Below are 21,707 nucleotides of genomic sequence, written 5' to 3'. Positions count from 1 at the left end.
GTTTTAATAAAAATTATTTTAAGTTAATGCTCATGTTTGGACCCGAAGCAATATCATCTTCAAACCAACGTGAGGTAATCGTTTTAGTTTCTGTGTAAAAACGAATACCTTGCTTACCGTACGTGTGCGTATCGCCGTAAAACGAGCCTTTCCAACCAGTGAACGAAAAGAACGGAAGTGGCACCGGAATTGGTACATTAATACCTACTTGCCCTACTTCAATTTCGTGTTGGAATTTACGAGCTACTGCGCCGCTTGAGGTAAATAACGAGGTACCGTTACCGTAAGGGCTGTCGTTAATAAGTGCGATTGCTTCATCAAGCGTGTCTACAAACATACACGCTAGTACTGGGCCAAATATTTCTTCTTTGTATAAATCCATCTCTTTGGTTACGTCAGTAAATAACGTTGGGCCAACCCAGTTACCTTGCTCAAAGCCTTCAACCGTAAAGTTAGAACCATCAATTAAACAGGTAGCGCCTTGCTCTTTACCACCAGCAATAAGCGATAAAATACGCGATTTTGCTGCTTTTGATGTTTGTGGTCCGTATGCCGCGTTTGCATCATCCCACACGCCTGGGCGTACATTTTCAAAGCCTGCTTTAATTTCATCTACCCACTGACTTGCTTGACCTACAAATACAGCAACCGAAATACCCATACAACGCTGACCAGCAGCACCTACCGATGCGCCTACTAGGTTGTTTACGACATGCGATTTACTTGCATCTGGCATAATAACCATGTGGTTTTTAGCGCCAACACACGCTTGCACGCGTTTAAGATTTTGTGTGCCTTTAGAATAAATATAAGCACCTACACCACACGAGCCAACAAACGAAATAGCGCGCACTGCTTTATCTTCTAGTAAGCGGTCTACTTGTGGTTTTGTACCGTGAACAACTTGTAATACGCCTTTTGGTGCGCCGGCTTCAATAAATAGCTCTGCTAAGCGCATTGGTGTAAGTGGATCTTGTTCAGACGGTTTTAAAATAAAGGTGTTACCACACACAATAGCCAGCGGGAACATCCAAAGTGGGATCATTGCAGGGAAGTTAAACGGGGTAACGCCGGCACACACGCCAAGTGGCTGCATGTAAGAATACGTATCGATTTTGCGCGCTACGTTTTCCATTGTTTCACCCATCATTAATGATGGTGCGTTAGCGGCTTGTTCTACTACTTCAATACCACGCCAAACATCGCCTTTTGCATCTTCAAACGTTTTACCCAATTCGTGGCAAATAATGGTAGCAAGCTCATCGTGATGTTCTTTTAATAGCGCTGCGTACTTCATCATAATGCGAGCACGTTCAGTAATGGGTACGTCTTTCCATGTTTTAAACGTCTCTGAGGCTGAGGCAATTGCCGCGTCCATTTCTGATTCTGTGGTACATGGCACTTGTGCAAGTACTTCTTGAGTTGCTGGGTTTATAACATCGATAAGCTCTTTTGACGCTGATTGAATAAATTCGCCATTAATAAGTAGTGGTACTTGGTGCATGATTAAATCCTAGTGTGTGAGTTGTGTGTTCTCTTTTAAAATTGGTAGCGCCGCTTTGTTAGTATTATGAGTGCAGCGCCTTTATAGTTATTCGTTAAAGCATTCGCCTAGCTATTCATGTAACCTTAATTAGTAAGCTTCTACGGCCATAGCAACCGCTTCACCGCCGCCAATACATAAAGATGCAATGCCTTTTTTGAGGCCTCGGTTTTTAAGGGCATGAATAAGCGTTACTAAAATACGCGCGCCGCTTGCACCAATTGGATGACCCAATGCACATGCACCGCCGTTAACGTTTACTTTGCTTTCATCAAGTTTTAACTCATTAATAGCCAGCATGGTTACCATGGCAAATGCTTCGTTAATTTCCCAAAGGTCAACGTCGTTTACAGCCCAGCCTGCTTTTTCAAGCACGCTGTTCATAGCGCCTACTGGTGCTACAGTAAATTCACTTGGTTTTTGAGAGTGAGTACTGTGCGCCACAATTTTACAAAGCGGTGTTAAGCCCTGCTCTTTTGCTTTTGATTCGCTCATTAATATAAGCGCTGCGCCACCGTCTGAAATTGACGATGAATTAGCCGCTGTAATAGTGCCGTCTTTTTTAAAGGCTGCACGTAGGCTTGGAATTTTTTCTGGGCGGGCGTTACCTGGTTGCTCGTCAATCGAAACTGTTACATCGCCTTTGCGTGTTTGCATCGTGTGCGGTGCAACTTCGTTATCAAAGCTACCATTTTGTATCGCGGCTTTAGCTTTACTTAATGAGCCTAATGCAAACGCATCCATTTGCTCACGACCAATGCCGTACTCGTCGGCGGTGTCTTGTGCAAAACAACCCATTGCTTTGTTATCGTAAGCATCTTCAAGGCCATCGCTCATCATGTGATCTTTTATTTCGCCATGCCCCATGCGCATTCCGCCACGCGCTTTTGGAATAAAGTACGGTGCGTTTGTCATGCTTTCCATGCCACCGGCAATAGCAGATTGAATAGAGCCCGCTTTAATTAAATCGTTTGCCAGCATGGCGGCTTTTAAACCAGAGCCACATACTTTGTTAATTGTTGTAGCACCGGTGCTAAGTGCCAGACCTGCTTTTAACATTGCTTGGCGTGCGGGCGCTTGCCCAAGCCCTGCTGGTAATACACAGCCCATAATTACTTCATCTATTGCATCATTAGCTAAACCAGTTTGTGCAAGTGCACTGGCAATGGCAGTTGCGCCAAGTTCGGTAGACTGCGCATCACTTAACGCTCCCATAAATCCACCCATTGGGGTGCGTTTTGCTGCTACAATTACCACTGATTCTAAAGTCATAACTAACTCCGTTGTAATTTAATGCAAATAATTGTTAGTATATTTGCTCTATTAATTTAGTATTCATTTATTATTTAATACCTACACACAATACTAACGTTTACGCCAACGTCAACTAAAAACAGCTTAATTTTTAGTTTTATAAGTGTAAGCATTATTTTCCAGCTGTTAGGCCACACTGAGGAAATAAAATTAACCTACTGAAAATTAATAAAATAAGTCAACTCTTCGCGCCAACACTCCTTTATAAATAGTTTCAAAACACACCAAGCTTTACCTTTACGTAAACTTCACTTATATTGGAGTTATTCGAATGAGGTAAATACAATTATGAAACCAGATAATCAAACAAACTTTGCAAGCTCAGCCAAAATGCCGGCTAGTAATGAACAAACATTTAGCATTAGCGAACTCGCTAAAGAATTTGACATTACAACCCGCTCTATTCGCTTTTACGAAGATCAAGGGTTAATAACTCCAGAACGTAATGGTCAAACCCGTATTTATTCAAAACGCGACAAAGTGCGTTTAAAACTAATATTACGTGGTAAGCGCCTTGGCTTTACATTGGCCGAAACCGGCCGTTTGTTTGAACTGTACGACGCAGATAAATCAAGCGCTAAGCAGTTGGTTACTATGCTTGACCTTATATCAGAAAAAAAAGCAGACCTATCTCAACAAATGGACGACATTAAAGTTGTTCTTATGGAGTTGGTGACGGCCGAGCGCCGCTGCAGAGACACGCTTAATAAAATAGACGAGTAAGTTTATTTTTAAAATAAAAACACACTGACAACACACACGTCACACAGGAATGAATCATGAGCACTATTTCACTATATAAAGAAATGAACTTTGGCCTTGGCGAAACCGCCGATATGATCCGCGACCACGTAAACAGCTTTGCGAGTCAGGAGATTGCCCCGCTTGCTGAAAAAACGGACTTAGATAACGCTTTTCCAAATCAACTTTGGACTCAAATGGGCGAAATGGGCGTACTGGGTATGACTGTATCTGAAGAACTTGGCGGCGCCGGTTTAGGTTACTTAGAACATGTTATTGCTATGGAAGAAATTAGCCGTGCCAGTGCCTCTATAGGTTTAAGCTATGGCGCACATTCTAACCTGTGTGTTAATCAAATTAACCGTAACGGCACACAAGCTCAAAAAGAAAAATACTTACCAAAGCTTATTAGTGGTGAGCACATTGGTGCCCTTGCAATGAGCGAACCTAATGCGGGCTCTGACGTTGTATCGATGAAACTCAAAGCCGAAAAAAAAGGCGATAAGTACATTTTAAACGGCAATAAAATGTGGATCACCAATGGCCCGGACGCGCACACGTTAGTAATTTACGCTAAAACAGATTTAAACGCCGGCACTAAAGGTATAACAGCATTTATTGTTGAAAGTGACTTCCCTGGTTTTTCAACAGCGCAAAAGCTCGACAAACTGGGCATGCGCGGCTCAAACACCTGTGAGCTGGTATTTGAAAACTGCGAAGTACCCGAGGAAAACATTTTAGGTAACTTAAACGAAGGCGTTAAAGTACTTATGAGTGGCCTTGATTACGAACGCGTAGTACTTGCAGCGGGCCCGCTTGGCATAATGCAAGCGTGTATGGACATAGTGGTACCGTACATTCATGAGCGTAAACAGTTTGATACCCCTATTGGCCAATTTCAGTTAATTCAAGGAAAAGTAGCCGACATGTATACACAAATGAATGCTGCGCGCTCATACGTATATACGGTAGCTAAAGCGTGTGACCGTGGTGAAACAACCCGTAAAGATGCAGCCGGTGCCATTTTATACGCAGCAGAGCTTGCAACTAAAATGGCACTAGATGCGATTCAAATTTTAGGTGGCAATGGCTACATAAACGAATACGCAACGGGTCGCCTTCTTCGTGACGCTAAATTATACGAAATTGGCGCGGGTACATCAGAAATACGCCGCATGCTTATTGGCCGCGAACTTTTCACTGAAAGCCGTTAAGGATTAAACCATGACTATTTTAAAATCGAGCGTTAATCCTCACGATCCAACGTTTGTACAAAACCATAAAAATATGTCAGCGCTGGTGGATGATTTACGCAGTAAGGTAGCAACAATTAGCCAAGGCGGAGGCGCTGCATTAAAAGAGCGCCACGAAGGCCGTGGTAAATTATTTGTACGCGATCGTATAAGTACCTTAATTGACGAAGGCTCACCGTTTTTAGAAATTTCGCAATTTGCTGCCTTTGGTGTGTACGAACAAGCAATACCTTGTGCAGGCGTTGTAGCCGGTATTGGCCGTGTAAAAGGCATTGAATGCATGATTATTGCAAACGATGCCACGGTTAAAGGCGGTACGTATTTTCCGCTTACCGTTAAAAAGCATTTACGCGCACAAGACATCGCAGAGCGCTGCCACTTACCGTGTATTTATTTGGTCGATTCGGGCGGTGCAAATCTGCCAGAGCAAGATGATGTATTTCCGGATAAGCTGCATTTTGGTCGTATTTTTTACAATCAAGCCCGTATGTCGGGCAAAGGCATTCCACAAATTGCTGTAGTAATGGGTTTATGTACCGCTGGTGGTGCGTACGTACCTGCAATGGCCGATGAAAGCATTATTGTAAAAGAGCAAGGCACTATATTTTTAGCAGGTCCGCCCCTTGTAAAAGCAGCAACGGGCGAAGAAGTAACCGCTGAAGAACTAGGCGGCGCCGATGTGCACTGTAAAGTGTCGGGTGTTGCCGATCACTACGCTGAAAACGATGCTCATGCGCTGTCTATTGCGCGCCAATGTATTGAGCGCATTAATTACACACGCCCTACAGCCCCTCTTCTAGAGGATGTAAAGCCACCACGTTACGACATTAACGAGCTTTACGGCATTGTGGGCACCGACCTTAAAAAGCCATTTGATGTACGCGAAGTAATAGCGCGCACTGTAGATGACTCATCATTTGATGAATTTAAACGCTACTTTGGTGAAACGCTGGTCACCGGTTTTGCCCGTATTTACGGCAACCCCGTTGGCATAGTGGCTAATAACGGTATTTTATTTAGTGAGTCGGCGCAAAAAGGCGCGCACTTTATTCAACTGTGTGCTCAGCGCAATATTCCTTTAGTGTTTTTACAAAATATTACCGGCTTTATGGTGGGTAAAAAATACGAAGCCGAAGGTATTGCTAAGCACGGCGCTAAAATGGTGATGGCTGTTTCGTGTGCTGATGTGCCTAAATTCACAGTACTTATTGGCGGCTCTTACGGCGCAGGTAACTACGGTATGTGTGGCCGCGCATTTGAACCAACCATGATGTGGATGTGGCCTAATGCCCGTATTTCGGTAATGGGCGGCGAGCAAGCAGCCGGTGTAATGGCGCAAGTTAAACAAGATGGTTTAGCACGCAAAGGTCAAAGCATGAGCGAGCAAGAAATCAGTGATTTTAAAAAGCCAATTATTGAACAATACGAAGAGCAAGGTCATCCGTATTACGCAAGTGCACGCTTGTGGGATGACGGCATTATAGACCCTGCCGATACGCGTAATGTATTAGGTCTTGCGTTAACAGCTGCGAATAACGCACCAAAACGTGATTCGAAATTTGGCGTATTTAGAATGTAACCGGAGCGCAAAATGTCAGTAACACTACAAATAACAAAATCTAATGTGGCTGTACTTGTGTTAAGTCGCCCAGAAAAAAGAAACGCATTTAACAGTGAAGTAATACATGAGCTGATCCAGTGTATTGAACATGCAAATACGCTTGATATTCGCGCTTTGGTTTTAAAAACAGAAGGTAAACACTTTTCAGCCGGTGCCGATTTAGCTTGGATGAAATCAATGGCGGATAATAACTACGCCGATAACCTAGCTGATTCAATGCAATTAGCTAAATTAATGCAGGTATTAGCAAGCTCGCCACACCCTACAATTTGCGCTGTGCAAGGTGCTGCTTTTGGTGGTGCTCTGGGCTTAATAGCCTGTTGCGACATAGCCCTAAGTAAAGACGATGCACAATTTTGTTTAAGCGAAGTAAAGCTGGGTCTTATTCCGGCGGTTATTAGTCCATACGTCATTAAAGCTATCGGTGAGCGCGCTGCTCGCAGGTACTTTTTAACGGCTGAAGTGTTTGATGCACATACTGCTAAGCAACTTGGTTTAATTCATCAAGTAACCGGTAATTTAGACTGTGCGCTCGATAATATGCTGCAAACACTGATTGATAACGGACCTATTGCAGTAAAAGCCGCAAAAGCATTAATTAACGATGTAGCAAATAAAGAAATTACCGATGAACTCATTGAGCTTACTGCTGAGCGTATTGCAAAAATTCGCGTATCTGAAGAAGGTCAAGAAGGGCTAAGTGCCTTTTTTGATAAACGCCCACCACAATGGCAACTGTAGGATTAATTATGAACACACAACGATTACAAAAAATACTGATTGCCAATCGTGGAGAAATTGCGTGCCGTGTAATGCGCAGTGCAAAACAAATGGGCTTAACCACGGTCGCGGTTTATTCTGATGCAGACAAACATGCCGGGCACGTAAAAATGGCTGACGAGGCTTACCATATTGGCGCTGCGCCAAGTAAAGATTCGTATTTAGTAGCAGACAAAATTTTGCAAGTTGCCAAAGATTGCGGCGCTGATTGTATTCACCCGGGCTATGGTTTTTTATCTGAGAACAGCGAATTTGCTAAAGCCTGCGAAGCTAACAACATTGCTTTTGTAGGGCCACCAGCAAGTAGCATTGAAGCAATGGGGTCTAAAACTCGCGCTAAAGAAATAATGGCAGCTGCTAACGTGCCGTTAGTACCTGGTTATTACGGTGATAAACAAGATCCTGCTTTTTTACAAAGTGAAGCTGAAAAAATTGGCTACCCTGTACTAATTAAAGCCGCCTTTGGTGGCGGTGGTAAAGGTATGCGCGTTGTACAAAACGCCAAACAATTTGTGAGTGCACTTGAGGGCGCGCAACGTGAAGCAATTGCCGGTTTTGGTAACGATTTAGTATTGCTTGAGCGCTACGTAAACCAACCTCGCCATGTTGAAGTGCAAGTATTTGCAGATAACTACGGTAACTGTGTTTATTTAGGCGATCGTGATTGTTCTTTGCAACGTCGTCATCAAAAAGTAATTGAAGAAGCCCCTGCTCCGGGTTTATCTGACGAACTACGCAAAGAAATGGGCGAAGCGGCTGTACGTTGTGCACTGGCTATAAATTATAGAGGCGCAGGTACGGTTGAGTTTTTACTGTGTGGCGATGAATTTTTCTTTATGGAAATGAATACGCGCCTTCAAGTAGAACACCCAGTGACCGAAATGGTAACCGGTGTAGATTTAGTCAATTGGCAAATTAATATTGCGGGTGGGCAAACACTGCCACTGACACAAAGTGATATTCAATTGCAGGGCCATAGCTTTGAAGCGCGTATATACGCAGAAGATCCAGCCAACGACTTTATTCCGTGTTCGGGCACTATTGAAGCACTACATACCCCCCTTAACAGCGAATTTGTACGCATTGATACAGGCATTGCACAAGGCGACGAAATCAGCCCGTTTTACGATCCGATGATTGCAAAACTTATTGTGCACGACGACAATCGCGAACAAGCCTTGAGCCGTTTACAACACGCCCTTGAGCAATTTCATTTAGCGGGTTTTAGCACTAACATTGGCTTTTTACATAACTTAGTAAGCCACCCTACGTTTAAACAAGGTGCGCCAAGTACACACTTTATTGCAGAGCAAGGCGACTCGTTAGTTGCGGTTGATAAATCGTTATTACAAGCAAGCCAACTTATTGGTGCTTTTGCATATTTAGAATCGTTAACTAACACCCAAAATGCGCCAAACAGTGCAAGCCCTTGGCAACAACTAAGCGGTTTTACACTCAATGCTCCGCAAGCAATTAAAATCCCTTTTGCCGATTTACAGCTAAGCGCTATAAAAACCACAGCGGGCTATAGTATTACGCATAACGAGCACGTTTTTAATCTACAAGGCACATTAAATAATAATCTGTGTAGTGTATTTATTAACGGCAAAAAACATAGCGCGCACGTAACTACGGTAGGTAATAATACTGTTGGCAATAGTGTGACAGTGATGAATAAAGCACTGCAAACTAAGTTTGAGCTAGTTGATAAACATTACATTAGTTCGCACGAAAGTGAAGCACTGCCACTTGCCGCGCCGCTTAATGGCACGGTAGTAAAGCATTTAATCGACATTGGTAGCACAATCACCAAAGGCGATGCGGTTGTTATTATCGAAGCCATGAAAATGGAATACACGCTTAACGCACCACACGACGGCATTTTAAAAAGCTACTGTTTTGGTGAAGGCGAATTAGTAACGCATGGCGCTCTGCTTGCGATAGTAGAAGATACAACTGAGGAAGGTGCATAATGAGTGCCTTTCCAAGTAAAGTACGTATTGTTGAAGTTGGCGCGCGAGACGGCCTACAAAACGAAAAAACAGTAAGCACAGCCGATAAAGTAGCGCTTATTAACGCCCTAAGCGCTGCAGGTTTAAAAAATATTGAAGCTGGCGCGTTTGTCTCCCCTAAATGGGTGCCACAAATGGCAGACTCAGCTGATGTAATATCAGCGCTAGATTTACCTGACGTAAATTTAAGTGCCCTTACACCTAACTTAAAAGGTGCACAAGCAGCGCATGCTGTTGGCATTAAAGAGTTTGCTATATTTACCGCTGCGAGTGAGTCGTTTTGTCAAAAAAACATAAATTGCTCAATAGATGAAAGTATTGAACGTTTTAGCGAAGTAATGGCGTTTGCTAAAGCGAATAATATTCGCGTACGTGGTTATGTAAGCTGTGTGCTAGGTTGCCCCTATGAGGGTGAGATTGACCCACAAGCAGTACTTAGTGTATCGCAAAAGCTGTTAGATTTAGGATGTTACGAAGTAAGTCTTGGCGATACCATTGGTGTTGGCACCGCTAAAAAAGTAACGCAGTTAATCGAGTTACTTTTAACGCACATTGATAAAACCAAGCTGGCCGTGCATTTTCATGATACTTACGGTCAAGCGCTTACAAATATTTACGCAGCCTTGAGCCTAGGTATAGCAACGGTTGACGCGGCAGTTGCAGGCCTTGGTGGCTGTCCTTATGCTAAGGGTGCGTCAGGAAATGTTGCCACCGAAGATGTAGTTTACTTGCTGCAAGGGCTTGGCATTGAACACGGAATTGATTTACAAAGGTTAAGTGACGCTGGATGGGAGATAACCAAAGCACTTGGTAAGCAACCTGTGAGCAAAGTATCTGTGGCACTACACACTAAATAACCTGAGCTCTGGATAATAAATCTATCTCGAGCAGCTATTTTCAGCGCTAACTGCGTTGAATTTACTTGCAATAGGCCAGCTATTGACGCGTAAATTCGCCTTATTTTCACTGAAAATCTCTGGCTAGAGAAAATAAATTTAAATATCACGCTAATTCAATATGTTAGTAAATCTCTTAACCAGAGTTCAGGTTAAATAGCTATCTCATAAAATGATGATTAAAGATAGTTAACAACAAATAGCACACAATGAGGAGAGACCCATGGCCGGTTTTGATAAGGTAGTATATAGCTACGAAGCTGCAATGGAAGGATTAAAAGACGGCGATACCATTATTGCCGGTGGTTTTGGTTTATGTGGTATTCCTGAGGGCTTAATTAAACAAATTAAGCACATGCAAACAAAAAACTTAACTGTAGTATCTAATAACTGTGGTGTTGATGACTTTGGTTTAGGTATTTTATTACAAGACAAACAAATTAAAAAAGTAATTGCCTCGTACGTTGGCGAAAACGCCCTATTCGAGCAGCAGTTATTGAGTGGCGAAATTGATGTAGAGCTTACACCTCAAGGTACACTTGCTGAAAAAATGCGTGCTGGTGGCGCGGGTATACCTGCGTTTTACACCGCTACCGGTTACGGTACTCCTGTGGCTGAAGGCAAAGACGTAAAAGAATTTAATGGTCGCCCGTATATTTTAGAAGAGTCTATAACAGGTGAATTTGCCATAGTAAAAGCATGGAAAGCCGATCGTTACGGTAATTTAGTGTTTAGACACACCGCCATGAACTTTAATCCAATGGCAGCAACGGCTGGCAAAATTACCGTTGCCGAAGTAGAAGAAATTGTAGAGCCGGGTGAGCTTGAACCAAGCCAAATTCATACACCGGGTATTTTTGTAAATCGCGTTATTAAAGGCAACTTTGAAAAACGCATTGAACGTGTAACAACACGAGATTAAGCAGGAGCATAATTATGGCATTATCACGTGAACAAGTTGCAATGCGCGTTGCACAAGAACTTCAAGACGGTTACTACGTAAATTTGGGCATAGGAATTCCGACACTCGTCGCAAACTATGTACCGGATGATATTGAAGTTATGTTACAGTCCGAAAATGGCCTTTTAGGCATGGGTCCGTACCCTACTAAAGCAGAGCTAGATGCCGATATGATTAACGCGGGTAAAGAAACCGTGACAGCAGCTAAAGGTGCAGCCATATTTAATAGTGCAGATAGTTTTGCCATGATACGGGGTGGTCATGTAGACTTAACTGTTCTGGGTGCATTTGAAGTTGACCAGAACGGCAACATCGCATCGTGGATGATCCCTAAAAAGCTGATTAAAGGCATGGGTGGCGCGATGGATTTAGTCGCTGGCGCGAAAAATATTATTGTTACTATGACCCATGCAAGTAAGCATGGTGACTCTAAACTATTAGAGTCCTGCTCTTTACCGCTTACTGGCGTTAATTGCGTAAAAAAAATAGTAACAGATTTAGCCGTATTAGAAGTTAAAGACGGCGCATTTCATTTATTAGAACGCGCTCCGGGCGTTACTGTTGATGAAATCATTAGTAAAACAGCAGGTAAATTACTTGTTGACGGTGAAGTACCAGAAATGGTTTTTTAGGTTTTAGCTTAAAAATAACGCTTTCCCCTGTACCGACCTCATTCCCAGTGCCAATGGCGCTGAGTTACCCAAAATCCCTCTCACGAGGGATTTTTTTTATCTTTTGCCATTATTTTTACCGTCATTCATACATCTGTAGTAAATTTTATCTATAATACAAATATAAATTAAATGTAAGCGCTTAGATTCTTTGCACTATTTTGTGGATAGTCTGCACCTTTTTTGTGAACTAGCGTTAAATTTATTTTTAACCTACTGATATTTATATATTAAATAGTTGGTTCAAATTTTGCCTAAGTAAGGCGTCTTAATAAATTAAATAATTCTGGAAAACATGCAAACTCCTATTCGTGGCCTTCGCTCTTTTTGCTTTGCCGCAAGAAGCCTAAGTTTTAAGCATGCAGCTAATGAGCTGTACTTAACGCCGTCTGCGGTGAGCCATCAAATAAAACAACTTGAAGAACAACTTGGTATTGAACTTTTTCAACGTAAAACGCGTTCAATCAGCTTAACCACAGCGGGTAAAAACTTTTTTGATGCAGTGTCTCCTATCATCACAATGTTAGAGGGCACCATTAACGAGTTTAGCCAGATGCAGCAAAATACAAATTTGACGATTACGTTACCTGAGTTTTTTGCCAGCGAGCTACTCATGCCTAAATTAAGTGAGTGGACGTCAGAGCACCCTAATATAAACCTGCAAATGGACACGCTTAAAACACGCAAAGAGTTAACGCGTCATAGCGATTTATCTATTGTATTGTCCTCTGGTAAACCTACTGAAGGATTAGCAACTGAGTTGTTTAACCTTGAATATATTCCTGCATGTAATAAAAAATTGCTCGATCAATGGAGGGACGATCATCGTCAAGCGCTTAACCAAGTTCCCCTCATCCTCCACAAAGCTCGCCCTTGGGCATGGCACCAGTGGGCCGAAAAAGCGGGTATTGATGACTTTTCTCCTTCGCAGATTATTCAAATAGATAGCATGTTTGGTGTAGCGCGTGCAGCGCAGCAAGGCATGGGCATTGCGCTTATCCCACTGCCTATTAGCCAAAGCTGGTTAGATGAGCAATGGCTTTATAAATTATTCGAACAGCCTTTAACAACTAAAGATAAATACTATTTAGTGCAGCACGAATCAAGCACGCCTAATCACCCGCTTGATTTATTTGCGAAGTGGGTTGTAAATACGTTTAGAAAAATCCAAGAATAATTCCCTATTAGACGAGTTCAGTAATACAACCCACTCTGTGTTTTATTACTGAACTCGTCTAATACCAACCTGCATAAATCTTTGATCAATTTAACGAATTAAATTGCACTATTACGTCGTTAAAAATTTTTTATTTAGAACAACTAGATACAAAAATTTTTGCCTAGTTCTAGCGTAATTTTCTTAACGTTAAATAGACCCCATATATAAGAAGATTGGTATAACTCCCTGCAAATTTGAATAATATTTTTTATTTAAATACATAAACTTAACGTCGAGCATTAGACTAAAGTCTATAGTTTAATTTTTTTCACTCATTGGTTTCATTTTTATCGTTTGTCGAAAATAAAGTTAAATATTAAAGTTACTTCATCAGCTCAAAACAACTTAGTTAATTTGTTTTTTAAGAGCAATAAATGCAACCTTTTGAGTTTTAGTAACTCAAACTTAGCAGTTAAAAGAATCTTATATTGTGTGTGTAAGATGTTGTCAGTGTGAAAAAGCGGTTCAAGTTAGGTGGTGACTTGGCTTGAACTGTTTTTATTCTTGGCTCAACCACATGATATGCATTACAAAGCTACTAAAGCGTAGCAAACCGAATCTTTATATTGTGTGTGAAGATGTTGTCAGTGTGAAAAGCGGTTCAAGTTAGGTGGTGACTTGGCTTGAACTGTTTTTATTCTTGGCTCAATCACATGATATGCATTACCAGGCTACTAAAGCGTAGCAAACAGAATCTTTATATTGTGTGTGAAGATGTTGTCAGTGTGAAAAAGCGGTTCAAGTTAGGTGGTGACTTGGCTTGAACTGTTTTTATTCTTGGCTCAATCACATGATATGCATTACAAGGCTACGTAAGCGTAGTAAACAGAATCTTTATATTGTGTGTGAAGATGTTGTCAGTGTGAAAAAGCGGTTCAAGTTAGGTGGTGACTTGGCTTGAACTGTTTTTATTATTAAGCGCATACATAATATAGTTATATACAGGTTAATACCTTTTAAAAAGCCCCGTAAGTTATAACTTACGGGGCTTTTTTAGTTAATTTTTTATTTGATACTCTTTTTTTAATTTACTTATTTGCACTTTATGTGAAAGCAAAAATGTATCAAATTGCTTAACTACCTCAGGATAGTCAATCGACGATAATAAAAAGGCTTGTAAATCTGTCGGCAATTCGTTTTGAAAATAAACGGGTCGGGTTAATTTGAAATATTTAACAATATTATAGTTTAATACATCGTTAGATATGTAAATACACTCAACTCGCTCTTTTAAAAGCATCTCTATTAATTCCATTACATTAGCGGTTTCAATTAGCTCAACGTTTTCGTTATTCATTAAAGGTTTAAAGCTTTGAGACGTAAACCCTCTCACCGTTGCAAAACTAACGCATTCATCAATGGTGATATTTTTATTTAAACTCGCAATACCCGTTTTAGTCACAACGGTTGGCTGCGAATAAATAATTTCATTTAAATCACCAAAGGAAGCTTTATAACTTGGTTTCCATTGAGGGTTATCTGGGTATTTAAAATCAACATGATGGTGATCAATGAATTCTTTATAGAGACGATTAATTGGCAGCGTGTAAAACTCAAATTCAAAATCGTGCTGCTGTGCAAATAAAGTCAGCAACTCTTCACTGAAGCCATAATAATCTGCACCATTTGTTCCACTACCATCAAAGTAAGGTAGATACTCTATATTCTCTACACCGACGACATAGTGCGTTGCCGACTTAGCATCGGTAATAAAAATTAATAAAGCTAAAGGCAAATACATTAACTGCGTTGTTATTTTTATAAATTGATTCATTTACAACCTAAGTAATATAATTGATGTGTAGCTCAACGCTTTAATTTTAACAAATTTGCAAAGAATATGATAAATCTATTTTATTTTATGCAAAAAAAAGCCTGATTAAAATCAGGCTTTACAAAGTAAAAGGTTTAACTTTTATCTCTTGGTACAAAATCGAGTACTGTTGCGTTTATACAGTAGCGGTCTGTGCCTCTAGGGCCTTCTCCTGGGAATAAATGACCAAGATGAATACCTGTACTTTTAGAACGTAGCTCAATACGTGTTATTCCCCAGCTGCTATCGTCATGCTGCGTTACACTACTTTTTACTGGGTGCTTAAACGACAACCAACCAGTACCGGAGTTAAACCTATCGCTTGTATCAAATAGTGGCTCTCCACTTAATTTATCAACAAAAGTACCATCAGGTGTATTTTTAAACTCTTTGTACTCTTTACAATAAGGTCTATCTGTTCGTGCATCGAATGCAACTTTATAAGCATCACTGTTACCTAATTTAAAAGCGCCTAATGCTTTATAAAACTCTTCAGGTGTTGCATAGCCTTGACGGCCATATACCTCAACGCCATTTTCTAGAAACAAAATAGTCGGCGTTGCCCACGTGGCTGACTTAATAGTTAAATCATTAAGTTGGTCAGCATGACGAAATGTCATAGGTATTGTGCCTTTGTAATCATTTGCGACTGCTTTTTTAAATTTTTCACAGTACGGGCAGTAATCACGAGAATCAAGTACCACTATTTGCTTACCTGCGAGTAGAGCACTGTTGTCTGCTTTTTCTACGGGTGTTTTATTAAAAACTACGCCTGTAGAATGATCGGGGCAATAGCCATTAGGGTTCTTTTCTAGATAATTTTGGTGATATTCTTCTGCCGATACAAAACCTGTAAGCGGTTTAATAACCGTTTCGATTTCGCCGTAGCTCGCATCAGTTAAAAGCTGCTGATATTGCGATTTAACTTGCTCAGCTACTTTAGCTTGTGCATCAGTAGTCGTTAATACGATTGAACGATATTGCGTACCGATGTCGTTACCTTGGCGATTTTTTTGCGTAGGATCGTGACTTTCAAAATAATTTTTTAAGAGATCTTCTGCTGAAATTATATTGCTGTTATACATAACCTGTACAACCTCAGCATAATTATTCTCGTCAAAACGACGAGACTGATCGGTGATATTTCTGTACGTTGCTTTAAACCCATTACCGTCAGCATAACCCGACTCAGCATCAATAACGCCATTAAGCGCTTCGTAGCGTTTTTCGGCTCCCCAAAAACAACCAGACCCCAGTACGATGGTTTCTACATGCATGGTGGCTTCTACATTACTGTGTTCTACCTTTTCCATAGATAAAGCAAAGCTGCCTGCGCTAAATATAATAGCAGCGCCTGATAAATATAATAAATGCTGGTGTTTCATAAAGTACCTCATAAACAAGTGCGTGCTAATTAAGACCTCCTTATCTTAATTTTCATTTCAACCTAATTACTTATTTAGTACGAAATGTATTAAGTTTTAGTCCTCAATAAGTTAAATACGATTAATTGAATATAAAAACACTCTTAAAGTAAGCTGGGTAAATAAACACTAAACATAACCACTTAGTCGCAATGGTGTAAATAAATTAATAAAACTGTGTTACGTTTAAATTATGTTGTACAAATAGGTTTATTTAATGAAGCCAGCTCCCCATATTTATGCATTAACAAACAGTAGTTTACTACTTGATGCATCGCATTTAGACGCTACAGATAGACTCTCTATTCAAAAGAAAATTTGGGCTTTAACCAGCCACTGTAAATGCACTGATGAATTTACCGATTTGGTGCCGGCCATGAACTCGCTCACTCTCTATTTAAAATCAGGTAAACACTTAAATAAGTGGTTACAAGTGCTACCTTCGCTGTGGAATGATATTAAAACGAGTACTTTTAAGGGGCAGCATCACTTAATCGAAACCATATACAAGGGTGAGGATATTAATTACGTGGCTCGTTATCACAATTTAAGCGCTGATGAGGTTATTAATATTCATAGTAAAACCAAATACCACGTTTTATTTTTAGGCTTTCAGCCCGGTTTTGCTTACCTACATGGTTTAGAAGAGCAATTACATACGCCAAGGCGTGATGAGCCACGCATTAAAGTTCCTAAAGGCTCTGTTGCGATAGGTGCTGAACAAACCGGAATTTACCCCGCAGATACCCCTGGTGGTTGGCACATAATAGGCCATACAGATACTGCTTTGTTTGATTCGACCTCGGAGCAACCTTGTTTAATTCAACCAGGCGATACGCTTGAATTTGTTCCGCTAGTTAATAAAGGAGCAACTCATGATTAAAGTACTCAAAAGTGGTGTATTACTTACAATTCAAGATTTTGGCCGTGAAGGCTACCGCCATTTAGGTGTAAGCAAAGCGGGTAGCTTAGACCCCTTTGCACAAATAATTGCTAATAGATTACTTAACAATAACGACAATGATGCCGTTTTAGAAATAACCGTTGGTTTGTGCGAGCTGGAATTCACCTGCGACACAGTAATTGCGCTTCATGGTGCAGATTTGCAAGCAACCCTTGATGGACAAGCAATTTACCCTGGTTGGACATACGCAGTAAAAAACAAACAATTACTGAGCTTTGCTACTGGTAGAGCCGGCTTAAGAGCTTATTTAGCAGTGAAAGACGGTATACAAAATACTGAAGTTATGGGCTCTAAATCTACAGATTTAAACGCATGTTTTGGTGGTATTGAAGGTAGAGCTCTCGCCACTGGTGATGAAATACCTATTACTCCTTATTATGGAGAGTTTATAAAAGTAGGCGCAATTGCTCCCGCCCAGCGCAAGCTTATACGACTGCACCCAAGCCCTCATGCTAATTTGTTAGGCGAGCCTTTACTTAACAACTTTGTATCTACCCCATTTAAAGTTAGTAGTAACAGCAACCGAATGGGCGTAAGGCTTGAGCATAAAAATAATTTGGCACATTCGCACTCTTTGCCATCACTAGGGGTGAGTCCTGGGAGTATTCAACTGCCACCGAATGGTGAGCCTATTGTGCTACTTAACGATGGTCAAACAATCGGGGGTTACCCTCTTTTAGGGACTGTAATTGAAGCCGACTTACATCAATTTGCACAATTTAGACCTTTAGATACTGTTGAATTTAAATATGTAACGTTTGAAGAAGCAGCAAAGGCGAAGCAGAAACTTAACGGGCACCTACATCAATTGAGCCTTGCACTTAAAAATAACCTATAAAATATTCTAGAATCAACACGCCCTAGATTTTAAAAATAGGTACCATGTAATAAAGGTTCAAATTCCGACGGCCGTTACCTTACTCGCCGTTAATATTATTTTAATGTATAGCTTGGTGTTTAATGACTAAATCAACTTCTACTATGCCGTGTGTATTAATAACTGGCTTTGCTCCTTTTGGTGGCGAAGCTATAAACCCTTCTTGGCAAGCAGTGCAAAAACTTGATGAAACTATCATCATGAAACACAAAATATGCACACTAGAACTTGCCTGTGAATTTAATACGTCTATCAGTCAGCTTATAAACGCCATTGAGTCGCACAATCCGGCGGTTGTTTTATGTATAGGCCAAGCTGGTGGGCGCAGCGAAATATCAATTGAGCGTATTGCAATAAACGTTGACGATGCACGCATTAAAGACAATGCAGGTAAGCAGCCTATCGATACACCAATAGAAAAAAATGGCCCTGATGCCTATTTCACAAACTTACCAATAAAGCGCATGTTACAAGCATTGCACAACAGCAATATACCTGCTGCCATTTCCAATACAGCAGGTACTTATGTGTGTAATCACGTTATGTATGGTCTTATGCATTACATAAATGATCACTGCGCTGTAATGAAAGGTGGCTTTGTGCATATTCCTTATTTACCAAGCCAAGCTGTGCACCACAATGGCGCACCAAGCATGAGCGAAGAAACCGTTATTAATGCCCTGAGAGTTATGATTGCACAAGCTTTAAACAATAATAGCGACGTAAAAATAGCAGCAGGAACTACGCATTAACCACTTTGGTGCAATTACATCTAGCTTGGTGCATAAATTATTCTTAATTAATTGTAAAAGCTATGTGACTTGAGTAATTTTTTCTGATAAAACAAGGTTTCGCAGCACAGCAAATTGGCTCTGCTGCACACATAATAGGAATGAGGAGTTACTATGTGTTCAATTTTTGGGGTATTAGATATTAAATCTGATCCCACTCAATTGCGTACCCAAGCAATTGAAATGTCAAAGCTGCTTAGACACCGTGGCCCAGATTGGTCTGGTGTATATGCATCTGAAAAAGCTATTTTAGTACATGAGCGTTTAGCTATTGTTGGTGTATCAAGCGGTGCACAGCCTTTATACAATCCTGAGAAAACAAATATTTTAGCGGTTAACGGCGAGATTTATAATCATAAAGAACTTGCAGCAGAGCTAGATGTTGATTTTACTTTTCAAACTCAATCAGACTGTGAAGTTATTTTAGCGCTGTATAAACAAAAAGGGCCTGACTTTTTAGATGATCTAAATGGCATTTTTGCATTTTGTTTATACGATGAAGAAAATGACGCTTACTTAATTGGCCGTGACCATATTGGTATTATCCCGCTTTACACCGGTCACGACGAGCACGGTAACTTTTACGTTGCTTCTGAGCTAAAAGCACTTTCTCCAATTTGTAAGCATATTGAAGAATTTCCACCAGGGCATTACCTGTACAGCAAAGATGGTAAAATGACGCCTTATTACAAACGTGATTGGGAAACATTTGATGCAGTTAAAGATAACAGCGCAGAAGCGCAAGACGTTAAAGATGCATTAGAAGCGGCCGTTAAACGTCAATTAATGTGTGACGTGCCTTACGGTGTATTACTTTCTGGTGGTTTAGACTCATCGGTTATCTCTGCTATTACCCAGCGCTTTGCTGCAAAACGTATTGAAGATAACGACGAAAGCGATGCATGGTGGCCTAAGCTGCATTCTTTTTCAGTAGGTCTTGAAGGCTCACCTGATTTAGCGGCTGCACAAAAAGTAGCTGACATGATTGGTACTATTCACCACCCTATCATTTTTACCATTCAAGAAGGTATTGATGCATTACGTGAAGTGATTTACCACATAGAAACCTACGACGTAACAACAATTCGTGCCTCTACACCTATGTACCTAATGGCTCGCCAAATTAAAGCAATGGGCATTAAAATGGTGTTATCTGGCGAAGGTGCTGATGAGCTATTTGGTGGTTACTTATACTTCCATAAAGCCCCTAACGCACAAGAGTTTCATGAAGAGCTAAACCGTAAAGTATCAAAACTGCATATGTTTGACTGTTTACGTGCTAATAAATCAATGGCGGCATGGGGCGTAGAAGCACGTGTACCGTTTCTTGATAAAGAATTTGTTGATGTTGCTATGCGTATCAACCCTGAAGCTAAAATGTGTAAAGATGGAAAAATTGAAAAACACATTTTACGTGAAGGCTTTGAAGGTTACTTACCTGATGAAGTGCTATGGCGTCAAAAAGAGCAGTTTTCAGACGGTGTAGGCTACAGCTGGATTGATACCTTAAAAGAGTTTGTAAATGAGCAAGTGAGCGATCAAGAGCTTGAAAATGCGAAATTTAAATACCCTATTAATACGCCAGATTCAAAAGAAGCTTACTACTACCGTACTATTTTTGAATCGCATTTCCCTGGTGATGCATCAGCTAAATGTGTACCTCATGGTAAATCGGTAGCGTGTTCGACTCCTGAAGCACTTGCATGGGACGCATCGTTCCAAAACAATGCTGATCCATCAGGTCGTGCTGCAGGCGTTCATAACGACGCATATGCAAGCAAAGGTTAATACTCTTTGTTTAGCGAAGCGTAAGCCTAAATGGCTTACGCTTCGCTTTATAGAGCTCATTTCCACCGAATCTGTTTTTTATAGCTCTGCACATAACTTAAAAGGCTCAAGCGCTTTAATTGTTATTTATAAAAATGGGTTAACATCAAAAATAATGCAATATATTGCATCACAATCAACTTACCCTGCTACCGTATTTTTAAATCAAAATGAGATAGCTAAACGCCATTGTAAAATTCGCTGGTTTAATCAAACGAGTGAAATTAAACGCTGTGGACATGGTACTTTAGCAGCCGCTAATTTTTTAATAGACCATTTGGGTTATTGCCCTGAAGTATTTACTTCAATGAGTAATGAGCGCTTTACTATAAGAGTAAAAAAACAACGCGCTCAGCTGTTACTAAAAAGCATAGAGCCAAAAAAAAGTGAGTTAGCTATAGGTGAGTTAAAAAGTGTGTTTTCATCAGCAATAAAAGCAGCCTACAGTACCGGCGACAAAAACGGTTATACGGTTGTATTATTTAATAAAGAATTTAATAAATTCTTTATTAAAGAATTCGATAAAGAAGTTGAAAAAGACGATTTAAAAAGCTTACACGTTGATTTTAACGCGTTGAATAAACTCCATAAAAATGCTGTTATAGCGCTTAGTATAAAAAATATAGAAAAAATAAATGCTATAGCGCATTTTAGATACTTTGCACCCCAGTTTGGTGTAAATGAAGACAGTGCTACAGGCTCTGCGGTATCTGTTATTGCACCCCTGCTATTTAGACTACACGGTTTAAATAAAGCTATGCTTGTACAGCAGTCAAATAATGGCGCATTGCTAAACTATGAGTTTAACAATGCCCAAGTTGTCATTTACTAGGGCGTGTTGATCTTTGCGAATTGAAATTTGTTCAATCTAGGGGCGATTAAATCGCGGCGCGAGGTTTGTAACCTAGTGGGCTAAGTAAAAATCGAGCAACAAAGAGTTTATCGCCCCTAGGCAGAACCCGAAGGGCAGCACATGTTTGGCATTTATGCTGCGTTATCG

18 protein-coding genes and 1 pseudogene are annotated in these 21,707 nt (G+C 40.6%); 15 read left to right on the top strand and 4 right to left on the bottom strand.

Annotated features, from left to right (window positions below):
• Nucleotides 1–13: 13 nt before the first annotated feature.
• The gene (locus I6F47_RS12480) at nucleotides 14–1,504 is read right to left on the bottom strand and encodes a CoA-acylating methylmalonate-semialdehyde dehydrogenase (protein WP_165721568.1); all 1,491 of its coding nucleotides are present in this window, start codon (nucleotides 1,502–1,504) and stop codon (nucleotides 14–16) included.
• Nucleotides 1,505–1,633: 129 nt separating this feature from the next.
• Entirely contained in the window at nucleotides 1,634–2,815 is a 1,182-nt protein-coding gene (locus I6F47_RS12475; protein WP_197183953.1) for a thiolase family protein, read from the bottom strand.
• Nucleotides 2,816–3,145: 330 nt separating this feature from the next.
• Between I6F47_RS12475 and I6F47_RS12470 the strand changes: the two genes are divergently transcribed.
• The 9 genes from I6F47_RS12470 (at nucleotide 3,146) to I6F47_RS12430 (ending at nucleotide 12,969) form a co-directional block, all read left to right on the top strand.
• Nucleotides 3,146–3,580: a MerR family transcriptional regulator gene (locus tag I6F47_RS12470; protein ID WP_008135264.1), complete on the top strand. Its 435-nt coding sequence runs from the start codon at nucleotides 3,146–3,148 to the stop codon at nucleotides 3,578–3,580.
• A gap of 56 nt (nucleotides 3,581–3,636) precedes the next feature.
• A complete protein-coding gene (locus I6F47_RS12465) occupies nucleotides 3,637–4,812 on the top strand; it encodes an isovaleryl-CoA dehydrogenase (protein WP_197183952.1) in 1,176 nt (391 codons plus the stop codon).
• A 10-nt stretch (nucleotides 4,813–4,822) separates the two neighbouring features.
• Nucleotides 4,823–6,430: a carboxyl transferase domain-containing protein gene (locus I6F47_RS12460; protein WP_197183951.1), complete on the top strand. Its 1,608-nt coding sequence runs from the start codon at nucleotides 4,823–4,825 to the stop codon at nucleotides 6,428–6,430.
• A gap of 12 nt (nucleotides 6,431–6,442) precedes the next feature.
• On the top strand, nucleotides 6,443–7,213 hold the full coding sequence (locus tag I6F47_RS12455) for an enoyl-CoA hydratase/isomerase family protein (RefSeq protein WP_121954425.1): 771 nt from the start codon (nucleotides 6,443–6,445) through the stop codon (nucleotides 7,211–7,213).
• An 8-nt stretch (nucleotides 7,214–7,221) separates the two neighbouring features.
• Nucleotides 7,222–9,225: an acetyl/propionyl/methylcrotonyl-CoA carboxylase subunit alpha gene (locus I6F47_RS12450; protein ID WP_121954424.1), complete on the top strand. Its 2,004-nt coding sequence runs from the start codon at nucleotides 7,222–7,224 to the stop codon at nucleotides 9,223–9,225.
• On the top strand, nucleotides 9,225–10,121 hold the full coding sequence (locus I6F47_RS12445) for a hydroxymethylglutaryl-CoA lyase (protein WP_121954423.1): 897 nt from the start codon (nucleotides 9,225–9,227) through the stop codon (nucleotides 10,119–10,121). The genes I6F47_RS12450 and I6F47_RS12445 overlap by 1 nt, the downstream gene beginning before the upstream one ends.
• A gap of 262 nt (nucleotides 10,122–10,383) precedes the next feature.
• Nucleotides 10,384–11,082, top strand: coding sequence for a CoA transferase subunit A (locus I6F47_RS12440; protein ID WP_007580250.1), 699 nt, complete (start codon nucleotides 10,384–10,386; stop codon nucleotides 11,080–11,082).
• 14 nt (nucleotides 11,083–11,096) lie between these two features.
• Complete coding sequence (locus I6F47_RS12435; protein ID WP_077537942.1) at nucleotides 11,097–11,753, top strand: CoA transferase subunit B; 657 nt, start codon at nucleotides 11,097–11,099, stop codon at nucleotides 11,751–11,753.
• 334 nt (nucleotides 11,754–12,087) lie between these two features.
• The gene (locus tag I6F47_RS12430) at nucleotides 12,088–12,969 is read left to right on the top strand and encodes a LysR family transcriptional regulator (RefSeq protein ID WP_024590165.1); all 882 of its coding nucleotides are present in this window, start codon (nucleotides 12,088–12,090) and stop codon (nucleotides 12,967–12,969) included.
• 1,039 nt (nucleotides 12,970–14,008) lie between these two features.
• Here I6F47_RS12430 and I6F47_RS12425 read toward each other — a convergent pair.
• Together I6F47_RS12425 and msrA are read right to left on the bottom strand one after the other, a co-directional pair.
• Entirely contained in the window at nucleotides 14,009–14,785 is a 777-nt protein-coding gene (locus tag I6F47_RS12425; RefSeq protein WP_024590164.1) for an amino acid ABC transporter substrate-binding protein, read from the bottom strand.
• A 134-nt stretch (nucleotides 14,786–14,919) separates the two neighbouring features.
• On the bottom strand, nucleotides 14,920–16,209 hold the full coding sequence (gene msrA / locus I6F47_RS12420) for a peptide-methionine (S)-S-oxide reductase MsrA (RefSeq protein WP_165721562.1): 1,290 nt from the start codon (nucleotides 16,207–16,209) through the stop codon (nucleotides 14,920–14,922).
• Between the two features lie 256 nt (nucleotides 16,210–16,465).
• On the opposite strand from msrA, the gene pxpB reads away from it, so the two are divergent.
• From pxpB to I6F47_RS12390, 6 genes and pseudogenes are all read left to right on the top strand, one after another.
• Complete coding sequence (gene pxpB, locus I6F47_RS12415) at nucleotides 16,466–17,131, top strand: 5-oxoprolinase subunit PxpB (RefSeq protein ID WP_197183950.1); 666 nt, start codon at nucleotides 16,466–16,468, stop codon at nucleotides 17,129–17,131.
• Nucleotides 17,124–18,050, top strand: a complete 927-nt coding sequence (locus tag I6F47_RS12410) for a biotin-dependent carboxyltransferase family protein (protein WP_197183949.1) — start codon at nucleotides 17,124–17,126, stop codon at nucleotides 18,048–18,050. The genes pxpB and I6F47_RS12410 overlap by 8 nt, the downstream gene beginning before the upstream one ends.
• Before the next feature lie 34 nt (nucleotides 18,051–18,084).
• Nucleotides 18,085–18,180 (top strand): annotated as a pseudogene (locus I6F47_RS20775) (5-oxoproline transporter, DUF979 family subunit); the annotation flags it as partial.
• Entirely contained in the window at nucleotides 18,173–18,841 is a 669-nt protein-coding gene (gene pcp, locus I6F47_RS12400) for a pyroglutamyl-peptidase I (protein ID WP_080670012.1), read from the top strand. The pseudogene I6F47_RS20775 and the gene pcp, both read left to right, overlap by 8 nt.
• A 153-nt stretch (nucleotides 18,842–18,994) precedes the next feature.
• On the top strand, nucleotides 18,995–20,668 hold the full coding sequence (asnB, locus tag I6F47_RS12395) for an asparagine synthase B (RefSeq protein ID WP_007583083.1): 1,674 nt from the start codon (nucleotides 18,995–18,997) through the stop codon (nucleotides 20,666–20,668).
• The gene (locus I6F47_RS12390; RefSeq protein ID WP_197183948.1) at nucleotides 20,652–21,539 is read left to right on the top strand and encodes a PhzF family phenazine biosynthesis protein; all 888 of its coding nucleotides are present in this window, start codon (nucleotides 20,652–20,654) and stop codon (nucleotides 21,537–21,539) included. The genes asnB and I6F47_RS12390 overlap by 17 nt, the downstream gene beginning before the upstream one ends.
• The last annotated feature ends 168 nt before the right edge of the window (nucleotides 21,540–21,707 follow it).

It is taken from the genome of Pseudoalteromonas sp. NZS37 (assembly GCF_015864265.1).
In the GTDB taxonomy this organism is placed as follows: domain Bacteria; phylum Pseudomonadota; class Gammaproteobacteria; order Enterobacterales; family Alteromonadaceae; genus Pseudoalteromonas; species Pseudoalteromonas arctica.
The sequence above is the reverse complement of the archived record's forward strand: the minus strand, read 5'-3'. Positions and strand labels throughout refer to the sequence as shown.